The following is a 17,612-nucleotide window of genomic DNA, read 5'->3' as shown; positions in this document are numbered from 1 at the left end:
GGCCAGTCTAGGGGAACAGGGGTTGAGGAATGGTCACCCGCCCCCAGAACACCCTAGACTGAAAGCCCTTAGTTGCGGCCGGGCCGGCGGGTCGGATCGCTGAGCTGGAACAGGCGCGCCGACAGGCCGGACGCGGGTTGCAGCGAGGTCAGTTGGGTCCGGGTGCGGGCGCCTTGCGGATCGGTGATGGTCCATTCTTGCAGACGCATCGGATTGCCGGCGAAGGCCAGCACGACCTGACCGTCATTCGGGCGGTTGGAATCCCGCGCCGTGATGGCGAAGGCGCCCGAGGCCATCCGCGTCACGCGCTCGATGCGGACGCCCTGGTCCAACCGCACATTGCGCGCCAGGAAGGTCGACAGCGGAGTGCGACCCAGCGGCACCTGCTGGAAGCTGTTCAGACGCGGGTCGTAGCGTTTGACGTTATAGCCGTCCGACACCACCAGCAGACCGGCCGGGTTGGTGTATTCGAAGCGCATCTTTCCCGGACGCTGCAAATAGAAGCGGCCCTGGCGCGTCTGGCCGTTCGGGCCCGTTTCGGTGAAGGTCCCTTGCGCCGAGGTCAGGGCCTGAAGATAGCCCTGCGCCTGCTGCACTACGGCGCGATCCTCGGCCGACAGGTTGGACTGGGCATAGGCGGCGTCGAAGGCGCCCAGCGCGATCAGGCCGGTCGTCAGGCCGGCGCCCAGCAGCAGGCTGCGGCGGTGCAGGTCGGGGGTGGCCATAGCCACGGTCTTGGCGCGCGAGGTCATGAAGTTCGTCTCCCGTTCGGGATGGTTGTCGATCCTGCCGTCTTGCCCGGTCGGCTTGGCGTCGGAATGACGCGAGCCTGACCATATTCCGGCGCTGCGATGAAGCCCTGTTCATCGAAATGCTGAAGCTTGGACGCGATAGCGGGTCAGACAACGGCTCCGAGCCGCAGCCGTTCCTCGATTTTCGTCACACCATCGGCGGCGGGCCGGCCAGGACATCGCGCTTGCCGGCGTGGTTGGCGGGGCTGACCACGCCTTCCTGCTCCATCCGCTCGATCAGGGAGGCGGCGCGGTTGTAGCCGATCTGGAGCCGGCGCTGGACGTAGCTGGTCGAGGCCTTGCGGTCGCGGGTGACCACGGCGACGGCGCGGTCGTACAGGTCGTCGCCGGATCCGCCGCCGCCGCCCTCGTCATAGCCGTTGTCGCCGTCGCCGTCCGGTTCGTCGGTGATCAGATCCAGATAGTCGGGCTCGGCCTGGGCCTTCAGATGTTTGCAGACGTCCTCGACTTCCTTGTCGTCCACGAACGGGCCGTGCAGGCGCGTGATCCGCCCACCGCCGGCCATATAGAGCATGTCGCCCTGGCCCAGCAGCTGTTCGCCGCCCTGTTCGCCCAGGATGGTGCGACTGTCGATCTTGGACGTGACCTGGAAGGAGATGCGGGTCGGGAAGTTGGCCTTGATGGTGCCGGTGATGACGTCCACCGACGGGCGCTGGGTCGCCATGATCAGGTGGATGCCGGCGGCGCGGGCCATCTGGGCCAGACGCTGAACCGCGCCCTCGACGTCCTTGCCGGCGACCAGCATCAGGTCGGCCATTTCGTCCATGACCACGACCAGGAAGGGCAGGGGTTCGGGACGGATCTTCTCGGACTCGTAAACCGGGCGGCCCTGGTCGTCGAAGCCGGTCTGGACCGTGCGTTCGAAATGCTCGCCCTTGGCCTGGGCTTCGCGGGCGCGCTCATTGTAGGAGGCGATGTTGCGCACGCCCAGCTTGGACATGCGGCGATAGCGATCCTCCATCTCGCGCACCGTCCATTTCAGGGCGACGACGGCCTTCTTCGGATCGGTGACGACCGGGGCCAGCAGGTGCGGGATGCCATCATAGACCGACAGCTCCAGCATCTTGGGGTCGATCATGATGAAGCGGCATTCGGCCGGGCTGTGGCGATACAGGATCGACAGGATCATGGCGTTGACCCCGACCGACTTGCCCGAGCCGGTGGTGCCCGCGATCAGCAGGTGAGGCATGCGCGCCAGGTCGGCGACATAGGGCTCGCCGCCGATGGTCTCGCCCAGGGCCAGGGGCAGCAGATGGCCCTTCTTGTCGTATTCGGCGCTGGCCAGAAGGTCGCGCAGATAGACGGTCTCGCGCTTGGCGTTGGGCAGTTCGATGCCGATGGCGTTGCGGCCCTGGACCACGGAAATCCGACAGGCGCGGGCGGACATCGACCGGGCGATATCGTCGGCCAGGGCGACCACGCGGCCGTGCTTCACGCCCGGCGCGGGGACCAGTTCGTAGAGCGTCACGACAGGGCCGGGGCGGATCTGGTCGATCACGCCGCGCACGCCGAACTCCTGCAGCACGCCTTCCAGCATCTTGGCGTTCTGCTTCAGAGACTCCTCGTCGACCGAGGCGGTGCGCTGACCGGGTTTGCTCAATATGCCCAGCGGCGGCAGGTCGAAATCACCTTCGGGCCGAGTGAAGTCGAAAGCCTGCTGGTCCACGTCGTCCTTGCGGGCCTTGGGCGCCTTGACCGCAGCGACGCGCGGCTCGACCGGGCGGGCGGCCGAGGGGCGGGGCGCGGGCTGGACGGCGTCATCCTCCCAAGGCGGCAGGTCGTCATAGGCGGTCTGAGGCGGCTCTTCGGCATAGGTCGGGGCCGGCGGCGTCTCTTCCGGTGGGGCGGCGCGGGGCGCTCGGGCCTTGGCGGGCGCCTTTTGGCGGGCGGCCTGGGGCTTCGGCTGAGGCGACGCGGGTGCGCGCAACGACTTGCTCCAGTGCAGGGCGTCCAAGAAATCCATGGCGCGCAGGCCGATGGCGAAGCCGACCAGCCACAGCCCGGCGATCAGGAACACGAGACCCGCAATGATGCGGCCGCCGGGGATATGCAGGGCGCCGAGGCCGCGCGCCGCCAGCCCCGTCACTGCATCGCCCCACAGACCGCCCAGACCGGCGGCGAGCGGCCAGGCGGCGGGCGCGGCCAGGGCGGCGAGCGCGCTGGACAGCAGCAGCACCCCGCCGGTCGCGGCCAGGGCCTTCAACGGCGTGGGCTTGAGCCTTTGCTGGATCGCATCGCCGACCGCGCGCGCCATGCCGAAGGCGACCAGCAGCAGGGCGGCGGGCCAGGCCGCAAGGCCCAGCGATTGCATGAACAGGTCGGCGAACAGGGCGCCGTTGGCCCCCAGCCAGTTGGTCGTCGGCAGGCTGGAGGCGGCATTCAGACTGGCGTCCGCCGGATTCCACGACATCAGGGCGACCAGCAGCAGTGTCGCCAGAAGAGCCTGAAGCACCCCCCTGAACCGCACCACGAAGGGCGCGTCCCACAGGATGCGGGCGCTGATCCAGGCCTGACGGCCGATGACGAGGGCGGTGGACATGAAGGATCGAACCTTCCGGCGGCTGACGTTCGACCGCCTTTGTCGCACTCACAGGGTTAAGGGGCTGTTTACCAGCTTGGCCTTGGCGATGGACAAACCGTCCTCTGGACCTTTGGCCTCGACGGCGCGACAAGCCTTCCATGGCTGATACCGAACCCTACGACATCGTCATCGCCGGCGCGGGGCTGACCGGGGCGGCCTTCGCCCTGGCGGCGGCGCAAGGCGGGTTGAAAGTGGTGATCGTCGATCCGCAGCCGTTCAGCGCCCAGCTGGCGCCGACCTTCGACGGGCGTTCGACCGCCGTCGCCTTTTCAACCTTCCGCATGCTGGACGCGCTTGGCCTTGGCGAAACCCTGCGTCCCCACGCCTGCCGGATGGATCATATTCTGGTGACGGACGGGCGTCGGCCGGGCGCGGCCAGCCAGTCCGCCTCGCCCGCCTTCTTGCGTTTCGACGCCGACGAGATCGGCGGCCGCACCGGGGGCGAGCCGCTAGGATACATGGTCGAGAACCGCCGCATCCGTGCGGCCCTGGCCGAGGCGGTGACGCGGGCGGGGATCACGGTTCGGGCGCCGGCGTCGGTCGCCAAGGTCGAGACCGATGGGGGCAAGGCGACCGTGATCCTGGCCGATGGATCGACCCTGATCGCGCCCCTGGTCGTCGGCGCCGAGGGGCGGGGATCGACGTTGCGTCGCGCCGCCGGGATCGAGACGGTCGGCTGGGGCTACGGCCAGAGCGGCGTCGTGGCAACGGTGCGGCTGGGTCGCGACCACGGCAATGTCGCCCACGAATATTTTCTGCCCAGCGGCCCCTTCGCCATTCTGCCGCTGACGGATCAGCGCGCCAGCCTGGTCTGGACCGAGACGACGCGGCGGGGCGAGGCCCTGCGCGACGCGTCGGACGAGGCTTTCCACGCCCATCTGATGCGGCGGTTCGGCGAGTTTCTTGATGGAGCGACCGTCGAGGGTCCGCGCTTCGTCTATCCGCTGTCGCTGAGCCTGGCGGAAAAACTGATCGCGCCGCGCATCGCCCTGATCGGGGACGCCGCGCACGGCGTGCATCCGGTCGCCGGCCAGGGTCTGAACATGGGACTGAAGGATGCGGCCGCTCTGGCCGAGGTTCTGGCCGAGGCTGCGCGTCTGGGCGAGGACATCGGGTCGGAAACCGTTCTGGAGCGTTACGCGCGATGGCGCCGGTTCGACAATGCGGCCCTGGCGGCGGGTTTCGACGCCTTTGTACGCCTGTTTTCGAACGACATCGCACCGGTGCGTCTGGCGCGCGACCTGGGCATGGCGGCGGTCAATCGCATCGGCCCTCTACGCCGCGCCTTCATGCAGGAAGCGGGCGGCGCGACGGGCGACTTGCCCCGGTTGTTGCGCGGCGAGGCCGTCGTCTAGTTCAACTGCATCCGCACGCGCTCGAAGGTCGTGAACCGCCGCGCCTCCTCGACGCCGTCCAAGCCCTGAGCCCGCGCCAAGGCCTGCAGCGAGCCGGCGAGCGCCCCCTGCTTTTCGCGCGCCGAGGCGACGTCGAGCCACGGTCGGTGGTCCTCGGGGTCCAGCAGGGCGCGGCGCAGGGCCGACCGCTCGGCGCCTTCATAATCCCGACCGCGAATGGCGCGGCTGAACAGCACGTTCTGCAGCCGGATCAGCGACTGACGATCCGTCACCGGCGCCATCAGAAGATCCAGCCGATCCGCGACGTGCGGCATCAGACCGGCGCGAAGCGCGCGCCGGGTCAGTTCGCTGGGCAGGATCAGCCGCCCCTGGCTGAACGGGTCCAGGGCGACGGGACCTTCCGGCGTTTCGACGCGAACCATGAAATGGCCGGGAAAATCGACGCCGGCCGCCGTGATGCCGGCCGCGCGCGCCGCGTGCAGATAGAAGACCGCCAGCACAGCCGACAGGCCGCGCCGCCGCTCGGCGACCGCGATGATGTCGGTATTGTCGGGATGGTCGTAATGGATCAGGTCGCCGTTCAGCCGCAGGTCGGCGCACAGAGTTTCGGCCAGGGCCTCATCGGGACCTTCGCCGCCGATCCGCTCCTTCAGCCGCTCGCAGGCGTTGCGGGCCAGGGCGCGCACAGGCTCGGGATCACGCAACGGATGGTCATGGATCGCGCAGGCGATCGCCGCCTCCAGCAAGGGAAAGGCGTCGTCTTCGGCCTGACCGGCGGCGGTCAGGACGGCCTCGGCCTCCTCGCGCGTCATGCGATCCCCTCGTCAGCGCCTCTCGACGCCGCGAAGATGACGTGGAACGCGCCAGGGAGCCAGCGCCACCATATCAATTCTCAATTCCAGACGTTGCAGGCCCGGCCGATTGCGCCGGATCGCCTCGCCCGCTGCGACCAGTCGATCGTACTGGACCGGCTTCAGCGCCATCAGGGCCGCCTCCATCGTCGCGCGGCGCTTGACCTCGACGACCGCCAGCACCGGACCGCGACAGGCCAGCAGATCGATCTCGCCGGCCCGGCTCTTCAGACGGAAGCCGAGAACGCGATAGCCGCGCAGGATCAGCCAGAAGGCTGCGATCCATTCGGCGGCATGACCGGACTTGAACGCCGTCCCGCCCTTCGCCTGACGCCACGCCGCCTTGGGGCGACGGACCGGCGCGGGACGAGACAGGCGTTTCACTTGCCCTTCAGCTCCAGCGCCCGGCGATACAGGGTCTTTCGGTTCAGACCCAAGGCCTTGGCGACCTCCGACGCGGCGTCGCCGGTCGATAAGGTCCGAAGAGCGTCGATCAGGGCGGCGTCCGCGTCGGCCTCGGTCGCCTGGACCTCTTCGCCGGGGCCGACGACGACGACGATTTCGCCCTTGGGACTGTCCAGACGCGGATCGGCGGCCAAGTCGTCCAGCGTCCCGCGCACGCACTCTTCATAGAGTTTGGTCAGTTCGCGGGCGACGGCGGCGGGGCGCGGCCCCAGCACGGCGGCCATGTCGGTCAAACTGTCTTTCAGACGCGGCCCGCTTTCGAAGAAGACCAGCGTCTGGCGCTGGCTCTTCAAAGCTTCCAATGCGGCGGTGCGCCCGGCCGTCTTGGGCGGCAGGAAGCCGGCGAACAGCACCCGGTCGGCGGGCAGACCGGCGATGCACAGGGCGGCCAGCAGACTCGAGGCGCCGGGGATCGGATGGACGGGCAGGCCTTCCGCGATCACCGCGCGGGCGACGACGAAGCCGGGGTCGCTGACCAACGGCGTGCCCGCATCCGACACCAGGGCCACGACTTGCCCCTCACGCAGCCGTTCGATCGCCTGTTCGGCGGCGCGACCGGACGCGTGGTCGTCGCAGCGTTCCAGCCTGGCCTTCAGACCATAGGCGCTCAGCAGTTTGGCGGTGACGCGGGTGTCCTCGGCCAGCACCAGATCGGCGGCGGCCAGCACGTCCAGCGCCCTCAGCGTCATGTCGCGCAGGTTCCCGATCGGGGTGGCGACCAGATAGAGGCCCGGCTCCACCCGCCGGGGCGGCGGGGCGGCGGGTGGAAAGGGCGAGGCTTCGCTCAACGCTCGACCACGGCCGCGGGAGGGCGCGGCGCCGAGGTCAGGCCCGAGCCCTGGAAGGCGGGACCGGCGTCATAGGCGGCGAAGGTGGCGGCGGTGATGATCTCGCTGACGGAGGCGCCCAGCGACACGATCTGCACCGGCTTCTCCAGACCGACCAGCAGCGGACCGATCACGGTCGCGCCGCCCAGGGCCTGAACCAGCTTGGTCGAGATGGCGGCGGAATGGATGGCAGGCATGACCAGAACGTTGGCCGGTTTGGTCAGGCGGTTGAAGGCGTAGGCGGCGTGACCCTTGGGATCCAGCGCGACTTCCGGCGGCATTTCGCCTTCGTATTCGAAATCGACGCCCTTCTTGTCCAGAATGCGGATCGCCTCACGCACCTTCTCGGCGCGGTCCCCGGGCGGGTTGCCGAAGGTGGAATAGGACAGGAAGGCCACGCGCGGATTGCGACCCAGCTTCCTGACGGTGTCGGCCGCCTTGATGGCGATGTCGGCCAGCTCTTCGGCGTTCGGCAGTTCGTGGATGGTGGTGTCTGCGACGAACAGGGTGCGGCCCTTGGCCAGCAGGATCGACAGGCCGATCAGGGTGTCATCCACGTCCAGCACGCGCTGGACCTCCTTCAGCGCCATGTTGAAGTTGCGGGTCACGCCCGCGACCATGGCGTCGGCCCGGCCCTTGGCGACCAGGGTGGCGGCGAAATAGTTGCGGTCCTGATTGATCATCCGCTGGACGTCGCGGCGCAGATAGCCCCGGCGCTGGAGCTTTTCGTACAGCCAGTCGGTGTCCTCGACATTGTGGTCGGAGACGCGGGCGTTGGTGATCTCGATGCCCAACTCGTCAAAGTTCAGACCGGCCTCGGCGGCGTTCTGACGGATCAGATCCTCGCGGCCGACCAGGATCGGCGTGCCCAGGTCGGCCTGTTTGAAGCCCCAGGCGGCGCGGATGACGGCCGGCTCCTCGCCTTCGGCGAAGACGACGCGCTTGTTCGGCCCGCCGCGCACGGCCGAACTGATCTTCTGCATCAGGGCGGCGGACGGATCGACGCGCGAGCGCAGCGCGTGACGATAGGCGTCCATGTCCTCGATCTGAACGCGGGCCACGCCGGTGTCCATCGCCGCCTGGGCGATGAAGGGCGGGATGTACCAGATCAGGCGCGGATCGAAGGGCGTCGGGATGATGTAGTCCGGGCCGAACTTCAGCTTGCGTCCGCGATAGGCGGCGGCGACCTCGTCCGGCACGTCCTCGCGCGCCAGGGCGGCCAGGGCCTGGGCGCAGGCGATCTTCATCTCGTGGTTCACGCGGCGCGCGCGCACGTCCAGCGCGCCTCGGAACAGGTAAGGGAAGGCCAGGACGTTGTTGACCTGGTTCACATAGTCCGAGCGGCCCGTGGCGATGATGGCGTCCGAGCGCACCGACTTGACGTCCTCGGGCGTGATCTCGGGGTCGGGATTGGCCATGGCGAAGATGATCGGATTGGGCGCCATGGAGGCGACCATCTCCTTGGTGATCGCGCCCTTGGCGGACAGGCCCAGCACCACGTCGGCGCCGACCATGGCCTCGGCCAGGGTGCGCAGCGGCGTGTCTGTGGCGTGGGCGGCCTTCCACTGGTCCATGCCGTGATCGCGACCCTTGTAGACGACGCCGTCGCGGTCGCAGATCACGGTGTTCTCGGCCTTGACGCCTGCGGCCTTCATCAGGGCGATGGAGGACAGGCCCGCCGCCCCGGCGCCGGCCAGCACGACCTTGATCTCGTCCAGCTTCTTGCCGGCGATATGGACCGCATTGATCAGGCCGGCGGTCGAGATGATGGCGGTGCCGTGCTGGTCGTCATGGAAGACGGGAATGTCCAGCAGGTCCTGAAGCTCGCTTTCGATCACGAAGCATTCCGGGGACTTGATGTCCTCCAGATTGATGCCGCCCCAGGTGTCGCCGATGTTCTTGACGACGGTGATGAACTCGTCCGGGTCGGTGGTCTTCACCTCGACGTCGAAGCTGTCGACGTCGGCGAACCGTTTGAACAGGACCGACTTGCCCTCCATCACCGGCTTGGAGGCCATGTGGCCCAGGTTGCCCAGGCCCAGGATCGCCGTGCCGTTCGAGATGACGGCGACCAGATTGCCCTTGGAAGTATAGTCGTAGGCCTTGTCCGCATCGGCGGCGATGGCCAGGACCGGCACGGCCACGCCCGGCGAATAGGCCAGCGACAGGTCGCGCTGGGTCGCCATCGGCTTGGTCGGCGCCATCGAAATCTTGCCCGGCGTCGGGATGCGGTGGAAGTCCAGCGCTTCGTCGTCGGAGAAGGTTTGCTTTTCGGTCTGATCGGGCATCGGTCGTCCAGGGCGTCGGCGTGGCTGTAACCGTTCGTGTCCTAGAGGCTGGGACGGGCCGCGCCAACCCTTGACGCGGAGGAAGCCTGAGCAATCGGTCCCGAGCTTGACCTGCGCGTCAGCGTCAACGCCGTCAGATCGACAGCACGCCCGTCCGTTCGATCTCGACCGGCCCGGTCATCAGGACGTGATCGGTCGCGGCGTCCCAGTCAATGACCAGTTCGCCGCCATCGACGACGACCGTCGCCTTGCGGTCGGACAGGCCCCGCCGCGCCGTAGCGACCAGGGCGGCGCAGGCGCCGGTGCCGCAGGCCTTGGTCAGGCCGGCGCCCCTCTCCCACACCCGCAGGCGGATGTGATCCCGGTCCAGCACATTAGCAAATCCGACATTGACCCCTTGCGGAAACAAGGGGTGATGCTCGACCAGCGAGCCGGATCCGGTGACGAAGCCGTCGTCCTGGCGGTCGGTGAAGAAGACTACGTGAGGATTGCCCATGGAGACGGCGCCCGGCGTATGCAGGATCGGCGCGTCGATCGGCCCGACCTGAAGCTCGATCCCGCGGGTGTCCATCTCTTCGGCCAGCGGCACCTGGGTCCAGTCCAGTCGAGGCTTGCCCATGTCCACAGTCACGCGGTGGTCGCCGGCGCGGGTCGCCGTCGTCGGCCCGCCCGCCGTGTCGATGAGGACGCGGTCCGATCCGTTCGCCTGCATCAGCAACCAGCCGACGCAGCGCAGGGCGTTGCCGCAGGTCTCGACCATCGATCCATCGGCGTTCCACACCCGCATGAAGGCGTCGGCCGTATCCGACGATTCGATGGCGATCAGCTGATCGAAGCCCTCGCCCGTCTGGCGGTCGCCCAGCGCACGAATCTGGTCCTCGCCGGGAGCGAACGGCTGTTCCAGCGCATTGACGACGACGAAGTCATTGCCGGCGCCGTTCATCTTGACGAAAGGACGGGTCATGCAGGCCATATAGGCCCAACCCAGCGTCGCGGAAACCAGCGTGTCCCAGACCGAAACCGACCCCAAGGACAACGGCCTGAGACTGCGCGCCCGGCTGCGCTTCCTGTATCACGGCAGCCAGCCGGCGGCGGTGAAGTTCCGGTTGACCGTCATTGTGATCGACCTGGCGATCATCGGCTTTTTCCTGGCGGCGCCCATCCTGAAGAACATGGGCTGGGCCTTCTATGCGCTGGACTATTTCATCGCCGCTATCCTGGCCCTGGACCTGGCCGCGCGGGCCTATGCCTATGCGAACATCAAGGACTGGCTGAAGCGGCCGATCGTCTGGGTCGACCTGTTCGTGCTGGCGACCCTGCTGTTCCCGGCCTGGCTGTTCAATCTCGGCTTCCTGCGGATGTTGCGGCTGTGGACCCTGCTGAACTCGGACTTCTTCTGGCGCACTGTGGGGGCGCGGTTCGACGATACGCGGGTGGAGGGGATCGCGCGGGCCCTGGCCAATCTGATCACCTTCGTCTTCGTGGCGACCGGCTTCGTCTATGCGACCTTCAGGGGGCATGACGGCATCGCCGGCTATGTGGATGCGCTGTATTTCACCGTGGCCACTCTGACGACGACCGGATTTGGCGACGTCACCCTGCCGGGGCCGTGGGGGCGGTTGTTGTCCATCGCCGTCATGCTGGTCGGCATCACCCTGTTCCTGCGCCTGGCCCAAGCCCTGATCCGACCGCACAAGGTGCACTTTCCCTGCGACCGCTGCGGCCTGCAGAACCACGACCCCGACGCCGTCCACTGCAAGGCGTGCGGCAAGCTGCTTTGCATTCCCGACGAGGGTTGAGGCGGCGCGTCCCGCCGGTGTGACAAAACGGTAAGGTCGCACGGCTTGCCGCACGGGAAGGCGTCGTTAAGGTGCCGGCTTCGTTTTCGGGGACCTGTCCATGATCCGTGCTTCCGCCGTCGCGCTTGCGACGCTTCTCGCCTCCACCAGCCTGACCTCGGTATCCATGGCCCAGACCCCCGCCTCCTCCGCCGCTCCGACCTCTGGCGGCTTCGCGACCAGCGACGCGACCGATCCCTATCTGTGGCTCGAAGAGGTCGAGGGCGAGCGGGCGATGGAGTGGGTCAAGGCCCACAACGAACGCACCTTCGCCGTCCTGCAAGGCGATCCCCGCTACGAGACCCTGCATCAGCAGGCGCTGGAGATCGTCCAGGCCCAGGACCGCATCCCTTCGCCCGGCTTCACCCATGACGGCCATATCGACAACTTCTGGCAGGACGCCCAGCATGTGCGCGGGCTGTGGCGTCGCACCACGCTGGACAGCTATCGCACCGCCACGCCCGAGTGGCAGACCATCCTCGACATCGACGCCCTGGCGGCGGCCGAGGGCCAGAACTGGGTCTACAAGGGCTCGACCTGCCTTCAGCCCGAAGAGCGCTACTGCCTGATCAGTCTGTCGAACGGCGGCAAGGACGCGGTGACCCTGCGCGAGTTCGACACGGTCGAGCGCAAGTTCGTCGACGGCGGCATCACCCTGCCGGAATCCAAGGGCGGCGCATCCTGGATCGACAAGGACACCCTGCTGATCTCGCGCGACTTCGGTCCAGGCACCCTGACCAACTCGGGCTATCCGATGGTGGTCAAGCGGATGAAGCGCGGCCAGACCTCAGACCAGGCCGAGACCCTGTTCACCGGCCAACCGACCGACGTGTCGGTGTCAGGCTATACGCTGCGCGACGCCGACGGGGTGGTGAAGGCGACCCTGATCAACCGTTCGGTGGACTTCTATTCATCCGAGACCTGGCGCCTGGGCGACGACGGCGCCCTGACCCAGCTTCAACTGCCGGCCAAGTCCGACATCACCGGTCTGGTCCAAGGCCAGCTTCTGGTGTCGCTGAAACAAGACTGGACCGCGCCGTCGGGGCAGGATTTCAAGACCGGCGACCTGATCGCCTGGCCGCTGGAGGCTTGGCTGGCCGATCAGACGACCCCGGCCCAGCTGGTGCTGCGTCCGACCGAGCGTCAGGCCATCGAGGGCGTCAACGTCACGCGCAACCGTCTGGTCGTCGCTCTGTATGACAATGTGCGCGGCTCGGTGCGGGTTTACACCCCCGGTCAAGGCGATTGGGCGCACACGACGCTGGACCTGCCCCAGAACGTCTCGGTCGGCGTCGGTTCGGCGTCGGAGAAGGATGACAAGGTCTTCGTCAGCGTCACCGGCTATCTGAACCCGTCCAGCCTGTGGCTGGCCGATGCGGCGACCGGCGCGGTCGATCAGGTCAAGTCGATGCCGGCCAAGTTCGACGCCGCCGGCATGACGGTGGATCAGCACGAGGCCCGCTCGGCCGACGGGACGATGATCCCCTATTTCGTGGTGCATAAGGCGGACATGCCGCTGAACGGCTCCAACCCCACGCTGCTGTACGGCTATGGCGGGTTCGAAAGCTCGCTGCTGCCCGGCTATTCGGCGACGGTCGGCAAGCTATGGCTGGAGCGGGGCGGGGTCTACGTCATCGCCAATACGCGCGGCGGCGGCGAGTTCGGCCCGCGCTGGCACGAGGCGGCCCTGCAGCAGAACCGCCAGCGCGCGCATGAGGATTTCCAGGCCGTGGCCCTGGACCTGATCGCCCGCGACATCACCAGCCAGCCCAAGCTGGGCATCATGGGCGGTTCGCAGGGCGGGCTGTTCATGGGCGCGATGCTGACCCAGCGCCCGGACCTGATCAACGCCGCCGTCATCCAGGTGCCGCTGTTCGACATGCTGCGCTTCCACAAGCTTCTCGCCGGCGCCTCGTGGATCGGCGAATACGGCAACCCGGACATCCCCGAGCAGCGCGCCTGGATCGAGCAGTATTCGCCGTATCAGAACCTGCGCGCGGGCCAGCCCTATCCCGAGGTCTTCATCCATACCTCGACGAAGGACGATCGCGTCCATCCGGGCCATGCCCGCAAGGCGGCAGCGCGGCTTGAGGAGCTGGGCTATCCGGTTCTGTTCTACGAGAACGTCGACGGCGGCCACGCCGCCGGGGCGAACCTGCGCGAAACCGCGCGTCGTCTGGCGCTGGAATACACCTATCTGTCGCGCCGCCTGATGGACACGCCGGCGCAGGAATAGTCTCTGGTTCCGCTCATCCCCGCGAAAGCGGGTACCCAGTGCTTTCGCAAGGTTCGGCGACTGGGATCAGATTGAGTACGAACGGGCGACGCCGAACGCCCAAAGGTCTGGGTCCCCGCTTTCGCGGGGATGAGCGGAGAGTTTGAGCCATGCGTCACCTGATCCTGTCCGCCGCCATTCCGGCACTTCTGATGGGGGCTACGCCGGTGCTCGCACACACCGCGACGGCTCCGGCGCAAGAGAAGCCGGTCTGTTATGACTGTTCTGGGCCAGATGGCGCTGCCTTGACCATGCAACGTCCTCCGCCCCACTTCCCCCGCGATCTGACCCCGGCGGGCGTCGCGGCGGCGGACGATCATCTGGCGCTGGAGCAGGTGGACGGGGCCGAGGCCATGGCCTTTGTCGCCGAAGAGAACCGAAAGTCCCTGGCCGCCCTGACCGGCGATCCGCGCTACGAGACCTTCCGCGCCGAGGCCCAGGCGATCCTGACCGCCACCGACCGCATCCCCAGCCCATCTTTCCTGGGCGATGGGATCGGCAACTTCTGGCAGGACGCGACCAATCCCAAGGGCGTCTGGCGTCGTACGACGCTGGCCAGCTACCGGACCGCGACGCCGCAGTGGGAGACTCTGCTGGACATCGACGCCCTGTCCAAGGCCGAGGGCAAGGACTGGGTGTTCAAGGGCGCCGACTGCTTGGCGCCGGACGACACGCGCTGCCTGATCAATCTGTCCGACGGCGGCAAGGACGCGGTGGTCGTGCGCGAGTTCGATCTGACCACCAAGCGTTTCGTGGATGGCGGCTTCAACCTGCCCGAAGGCAAGCACCGCATCGAATGGCTGGACCGCGACACGCTTCTGGTCGCCACCGACTTCGGCGCCGGAACCATGACCGAGTCCGGCTATCCCTTCATCGTCAAGACGCTGAAGCGCGGCCAGACCCTGACCCAGGCGACCGAGGTCTATCGCGGCGACCAGGGCGACGGCGGCTATGGCGTCAGCCCGGCCGTCTATCGCGACAAGGACGGCAAGGTGACCGCCGTCATCATAACCCGCCCGCTGGACACCTTCCGGTCCGAGACATGGCAGTTGGCGCACGACGGCAAGACGACCCAGCTTAAGCTGCCCGCCCGCGTCTCGGTCTACGGCGTGCTGAACGACGCCCTGATCTTCTCGCCGGAAGAGAACTGGAATCTGCCCGGCGGGAGGGCGTTTAAGGGCGGCGACCTGCTGTCGATGCCGCTTGCTGTACTTCACGCGGGGGTCGACGGCGAGACGATCGTCAGCAACGCCGCGCCGCTCATCTTCTCACCCAACGCGCGTCAGGCCGTGGGCGACGTTCGCGTTCTGTCGGATCGCGTCGTCGTTTCCTACACCGACAATGTGCGGGGCCGGGCCGGGGTCTTCCGGTCAAACGGCGAGCGCGGCTGGAGCCGTCAGGATATCACGGTCCCCGATAACCTCGCGGTCGGTCTGGGCGACTCGTCCAAATCACGCGGCGAGGTCTTCGTTTCGACCCAGGGCTTCCTCGTTCCGCCGACCCTCAGCCTAGCCGATGCGGACGCCGCGACCCTGACCGCGCTGAAGTCGGCCCCGGCAAAGTTCGACGCGTCTCGCGACGTGACCGAACAGTTCGAGGCGACGTCGACCGACGGAACCAAAATCCCCTATTTCGTCACCCGTCCGCGCGACATGAAGCTGGACGGGTCGAGCCCGACCGTCATGCTGGGCTACGGCGGTTTCCAGGTCAGCCTGAACCCGGCCTACAAGCCCGAGATGGGCAAGCTGTGGCTGGAGCGGGGCGGGGTCTTTGTGCAGGCCAATATCCGGGGCGGCGGCGAGTTCGGACCCGACTGGCACCAGGCTGCGCTGGACGGTAATCGCCAGAAGGCCTTCGACGACTTCGCCGCCGTGGCGCGCGATCTGGAACAGCGAGGGATCACCAGCCCGCGTCGCCTGGGCATCTATGGTCGGTCGAACGGCGGGGTGCTGACCTCGGTGTCGATCACCCAGCACCCCGAACTGTTCAATGCTGCGGTGATCGAGAGCCCGCTGGTGGACATGCTGCGCTATCACGAACTGCCGGCCGGGGCGTCGTGGATCGGCGAATACGGCGACGCGCGCATCCCGGAAGAAGCCGAGTGGATCGCGAAATATTCCGCCTATCAGCAGCTCCGTCCGGGCCAACCCTATCCGCGCGTCTATCTGACCACCAATACGCGCGACGACCGGGTCCACCCCGGCCATGCGCGCAAGTTCGCCGCGCGCCTGGGCGATATGGGCTATGACCACCTTTATTATGAGGACACGGCAGGCGGCCACTCCAACGACGCCGACCCGGTCGCCAACGCCCGTCGCTGGGCCCGCCACTATGTCTATCTGTCGCAACAGCTGATGGATTGAGGCTTGTTCCTTGGGGCTATCGCGCATTGCGCTGCTTGAGCCCCGATTGGCTCACGCGATTATGAGGCGCGACGGGAAAGGCCGAGGGTTAAAGACGACGGCATGAACACCAAGGGCTGGATCATCGCGGGCACGATCATAGCGGGCGCCCTCATGTCCGTCGCCTCGGCGGCCCAGCCGGCGGCGGGGCGGCCGCCGCTTGCGCCGCGCCATGCGACGGCCAACGGCCCGCCGGTGGTCATCGAACTGTTCACCGCCCAAGGCTGCGGCGGCTGCATCGAGGCCAATGCGGCGGTGGAGAAGGCGGCGGCCCAGCCGGGCGTGATCGCCCTGACCTATGGCGTCGACTACTGGGATTATCTGGGTTGGACCGACACCTTCGCCCGGCCCGAGTTCGTTCAGCGCCAGCGCGCCTATCGCGCCGCCCTGCGCCAGCGCGGCGTCTCGACGCCACAGGTCGTGATCGACGGCCGACGTCAGGTGTCGGGCGCCCGCAGCGTCGAGCTTGAAACCGCCATCGGTCAGGAGGCGGTGCGTCAGGCCTGGCCGCCCGAGATCGAGTTCCGCGAGAACGGAGCCGGCGTCGGCGTCGGTTCCGGCCGCGCGCCGGTCGGCGGCGCCGAGGTGGTGGCGGTGACCTACGCGCCCGGCCCTCAGGTGGTCGAGGTCCGTCAGGGCGAGAACCGGGGTCAGGCCGTGCGTCACATGAACGTTGTGCGCGGGGTGACGCGCCTGGGCGAATGGCACGGCCGCCCGATGCTCTACGCCCTGCCGTCCGCCCGCCCCGGCGAGGCCGTGGCGGTGCTGGTGCAAGGCAAGACGGACAAGCGCATCCTGGGCGCCGCAGTCAGGGACTAAGCGCCCGCCTTCTTCGCAAAGCCCCAGGCCGCGTCGCTGAGCGGACCGACCTGGGCAGCCATGGTCTTGGCGTGGGCGCTGGCGGCGGTGCCGTCGCGAACCCGGCCGGCGATGCCCTGGCAGATGGCCGCCAGACGGAACAGGTTGTAGGCGTAGAGCCAGTCGAGGTTGGCGGGCCGCATGCCCGTCGCGGCGGCGTAGCGTTCAACGGTCTTCTCCACGGACGGTATGCCCAGAGCCTCCAGATCGGCGCCTGCGAGGCCGTTGCGCAGCGAAGCCGGAATGGCCCAGGCGATCAGCAGATAGGAAAAGTCGGCCATCGGGTCGCCGAGGGTCGACAGCTCCCAATCCAGCACGGCGCGAACCTCTGCTCGATCCGGCGCAAGGATCATGTTGTCGAGACGAAAGTCGCCGTGGACGATGCGGCTGGGTCCCTCGGCCGGGAGGCTTTCGGGCAGGAAGGCGATCAGCCGATCCATCGCCGGAACCGGCTCGGTCTCCGACGCATGATACTGTTTGGTCCAGCGGCCCACCTGACGCGCGAAATAGTTTCCGGCCTTGCCGTAGTCGCCCAGGCCGATGGCGGCCGGATCGAAGGCGTGCAGCCGGGCCAGCGTGTCCGTCTGGGCTTCATAGACGGCGCGCCGCTCCACGGGCGTCAGGCCGGGCAGTTTCAAATCCCAGAAGATCCGACCCTCGACCTTGTCCATCACATAAAAGATCGAACCGATGACGGTTTCATCCAGGCATAGGGCATGCGGCTTGGCGACGGGAAAGCGTTTCGAGGCCATGGCCGAGATGACTTGGAATTCGCGATCTACGGCATGGGCGCTGGGCAGCAGGACGCCGGGCGGTTTGCGACGCAGCACATAGGCGGCCGAGGGCGTCACCAGTTCATAGGTCGGGTTCGACTGGCCGCCCTTGAACTGGCGCACCGTCAGAGGACCGGCGTATCCCGAGACGTGGGTGCGCATCCAGGCGTCCAGCGCCGCCTCGTCCAGGCGATAGCGCGGATCGACCTCGCGCGTGCCGGAAAAGGCGCTCTGGGCGTCCAGCGGGGCGGCGTCGGTCATGCGGCGGTCCTCGTCGTTTCCTTGAG

The 17,612-nt window shown here is 67.6% G+C and carries 13 protein-coding genes; 5 read left to right on the top strand and 8 right to left on the bottom strand.

The window, feature by feature from the left end; translation table 11 throughout:
* Nucleotides 1-68 precede the first annotated feature (68 nt).
* The gene (locus tag Q9R14_RS12995; protein ID WP_052247750.1) at nucleotides 69-752 is read right to left on the bottom strand and encodes an outer membrane lipoprotein carrier protein LolA; all 684 of its coding nucleotides are present in this window, start codon (nucleotides 750-752) and stop codon (nucleotides 69-71) included.
* 187 nt (nucleotides 753-939) lie between these two features.
* Nucleotides 940-3,351: a DNA translocase FtsK gene (locus Q9R14_RS12990; protein WP_306002658.1), complete on the bottom strand. Its 2,412-nt coding sequence runs from the start codon at nucleotides 3,349-3,351 to the stop codon at nucleotides 940-942.
* Nucleotides 3,352-3,491: 140 nt separating this feature from the next.
* Here Q9R14_RS12990 and Q9R14_RS12985 point away from each other — a divergent pair, with 140 nt between their 5' ends.
* Nucleotides 3,492-4,748, top strand: coding sequence for a UbiH/UbiF/VisC/COQ6 family ubiquinone biosynthesis hydroxylase (locus Q9R14_RS12985; RefSeq protein ID WP_306002657.1), 1,257 nt, complete (start codon nucleotides 3,492-3,494; stop codon nucleotides 4,746-4,748).
* Here Q9R14_RS12985 and Q9R14_RS12980 read toward each other — a convergent pair.
* The 5 genes from Q9R14_RS12980 to dapF form a co-directional block, all read right to left on the bottom strand.
* Entirely contained in the window at nucleotides 4,745-5,560 is an 816-nt protein-coding gene (locus tag Q9R14_RS12980; protein ID WP_039246771.1) for a SirB1 family protein, read from the bottom strand. The genes Q9R14_RS12985 and Q9R14_RS12980 overlap by 4 nt on opposite strands.
* Before the next feature lie 12 nt (nucleotides 5,561-5,572).
* Nucleotides 5,573-5,974, bottom strand: a complete 402-nt coding sequence (locus tag Q9R14_RS12975; RefSeq protein WP_306004156.1) for a YraN family protein — start codon at nucleotides 5,972-5,974, stop codon at nucleotides 5,573-5,575.
* A 5-nt stretch (nucleotides 5,975-5,979) separates the two neighbouring features.
* Nucleotides 5,980-6,852: a 16S rRNA (cytidine(1402)-2'-O)-methyltransferase gene (rsmI, locus tag Q9R14_RS12970; protein WP_306002656.1), complete on the bottom strand. Its 873-nt coding sequence runs from the start codon at nucleotides 6,850-6,852 to the stop codon at nucleotides 5,980-5,982.
* Complete coding sequence (locus Q9R14_RS12965; protein ID WP_137720507.1) at nucleotides 6,849-9,179, bottom strand: NADP-dependent malic enzyme; 2,331 nt, start codon at nucleotides 9,177-9,179, stop codon at nucleotides 6,849-6,851. Before Q9R14_RS12965 ends, rsmI begins: the two co-directional genes overlap by 4 nt.
* 133 nt (nucleotides 9,180-9,312) lie before the next feature.
* Nucleotides 9,313-10,143: a diaminopimelate epimerase gene (gene dapF / locus Q9R14_RS12960; protein ID WP_306002655.1), complete on the bottom strand. Its 831-nt coding sequence runs from the start codon at nucleotides 10,141-10,143 to the stop codon at nucleotides 9,313-9,315.
* A 40-nt stretch (nucleotides 10,144-10,183) separates the two neighbouring features.
* Between dapF and Q9R14_RS12955 the strand changes: the two genes are divergently transcribed.
* From Q9R14_RS12955 to Q9R14_RS12940, 4 genes are all read left to right on the top strand, one after another.
* Complete coding sequence (locus Q9R14_RS12955; protein WP_306002654.1) at nucleotides 10,184-10,978, top strand: potassium channel family protein; 795 nt, start codon at nucleotides 10,184-10,186, stop codon at nucleotides 10,976-10,978.
* 100 nt (nucleotides 10,979-11,078) lie between these two features.
* Entirely contained in the window at nucleotides 11,079-13,253 is a 2,175-nt protein-coding gene (locus Q9R14_RS12950) for a prolyl oligopeptidase family protein (RefSeq protein ID WP_306002653.1), read from the top strand.
* A 149-nt stretch (nucleotides 13,254-13,402) separates the two neighbouring features.
* Entirely contained in the window at nucleotides 13,403-15,655 is a 2,253-nt protein-coding gene (locus Q9R14_RS12945) for a prolyl oligopeptidase family protein (protein WP_306002652.1), read from the top strand.
* A 102-nt stretch (nucleotides 15,656-15,757) separates the two neighbouring features.
* Nucleotides 15,758-16,513, top strand: coding sequence for a thioredoxin family protein (locus Q9R14_RS12940; protein WP_306002651.1), 756 nt, complete (start codon nucleotides 15,758-15,760; stop codon nucleotides 16,511-16,513).
* Here the strand turns inward: Q9R14_RS12940 and Q9R14_RS12935 are convergent.
* The gene (locus tag Q9R14_RS12935; RefSeq protein WP_306002650.1) at nucleotides 16,510-17,586 is read right to left on the bottom strand and encodes a phosphotransferase; all 1,077 of its coding nucleotides are present in this window, start codon (nucleotides 17,584-17,586) and stop codon (nucleotides 16,510-16,512) included. The genes Q9R14_RS12940 and Q9R14_RS12935 overlap by 4 nt on opposite strands.
* Nucleotides 17,587-17,612: the final 26 nt, after the last annotated feature.

The sequence above is a fragment of the Brevundimonas sp. C43 genome, assembly GCF_030732185.1.
Taxonomy (GTDB): domain Bacteria; phylum Pseudomonadota; class Alphaproteobacteria; order Caulobacterales; family Caulobacteraceae; genus Brevundimonas; species Brevundimonas diminuta_C.
The sequence above is the reverse complement of the archived record's forward strand: the minus strand, read 5'-3'. Positions and strand labels throughout refer to the sequence as shown.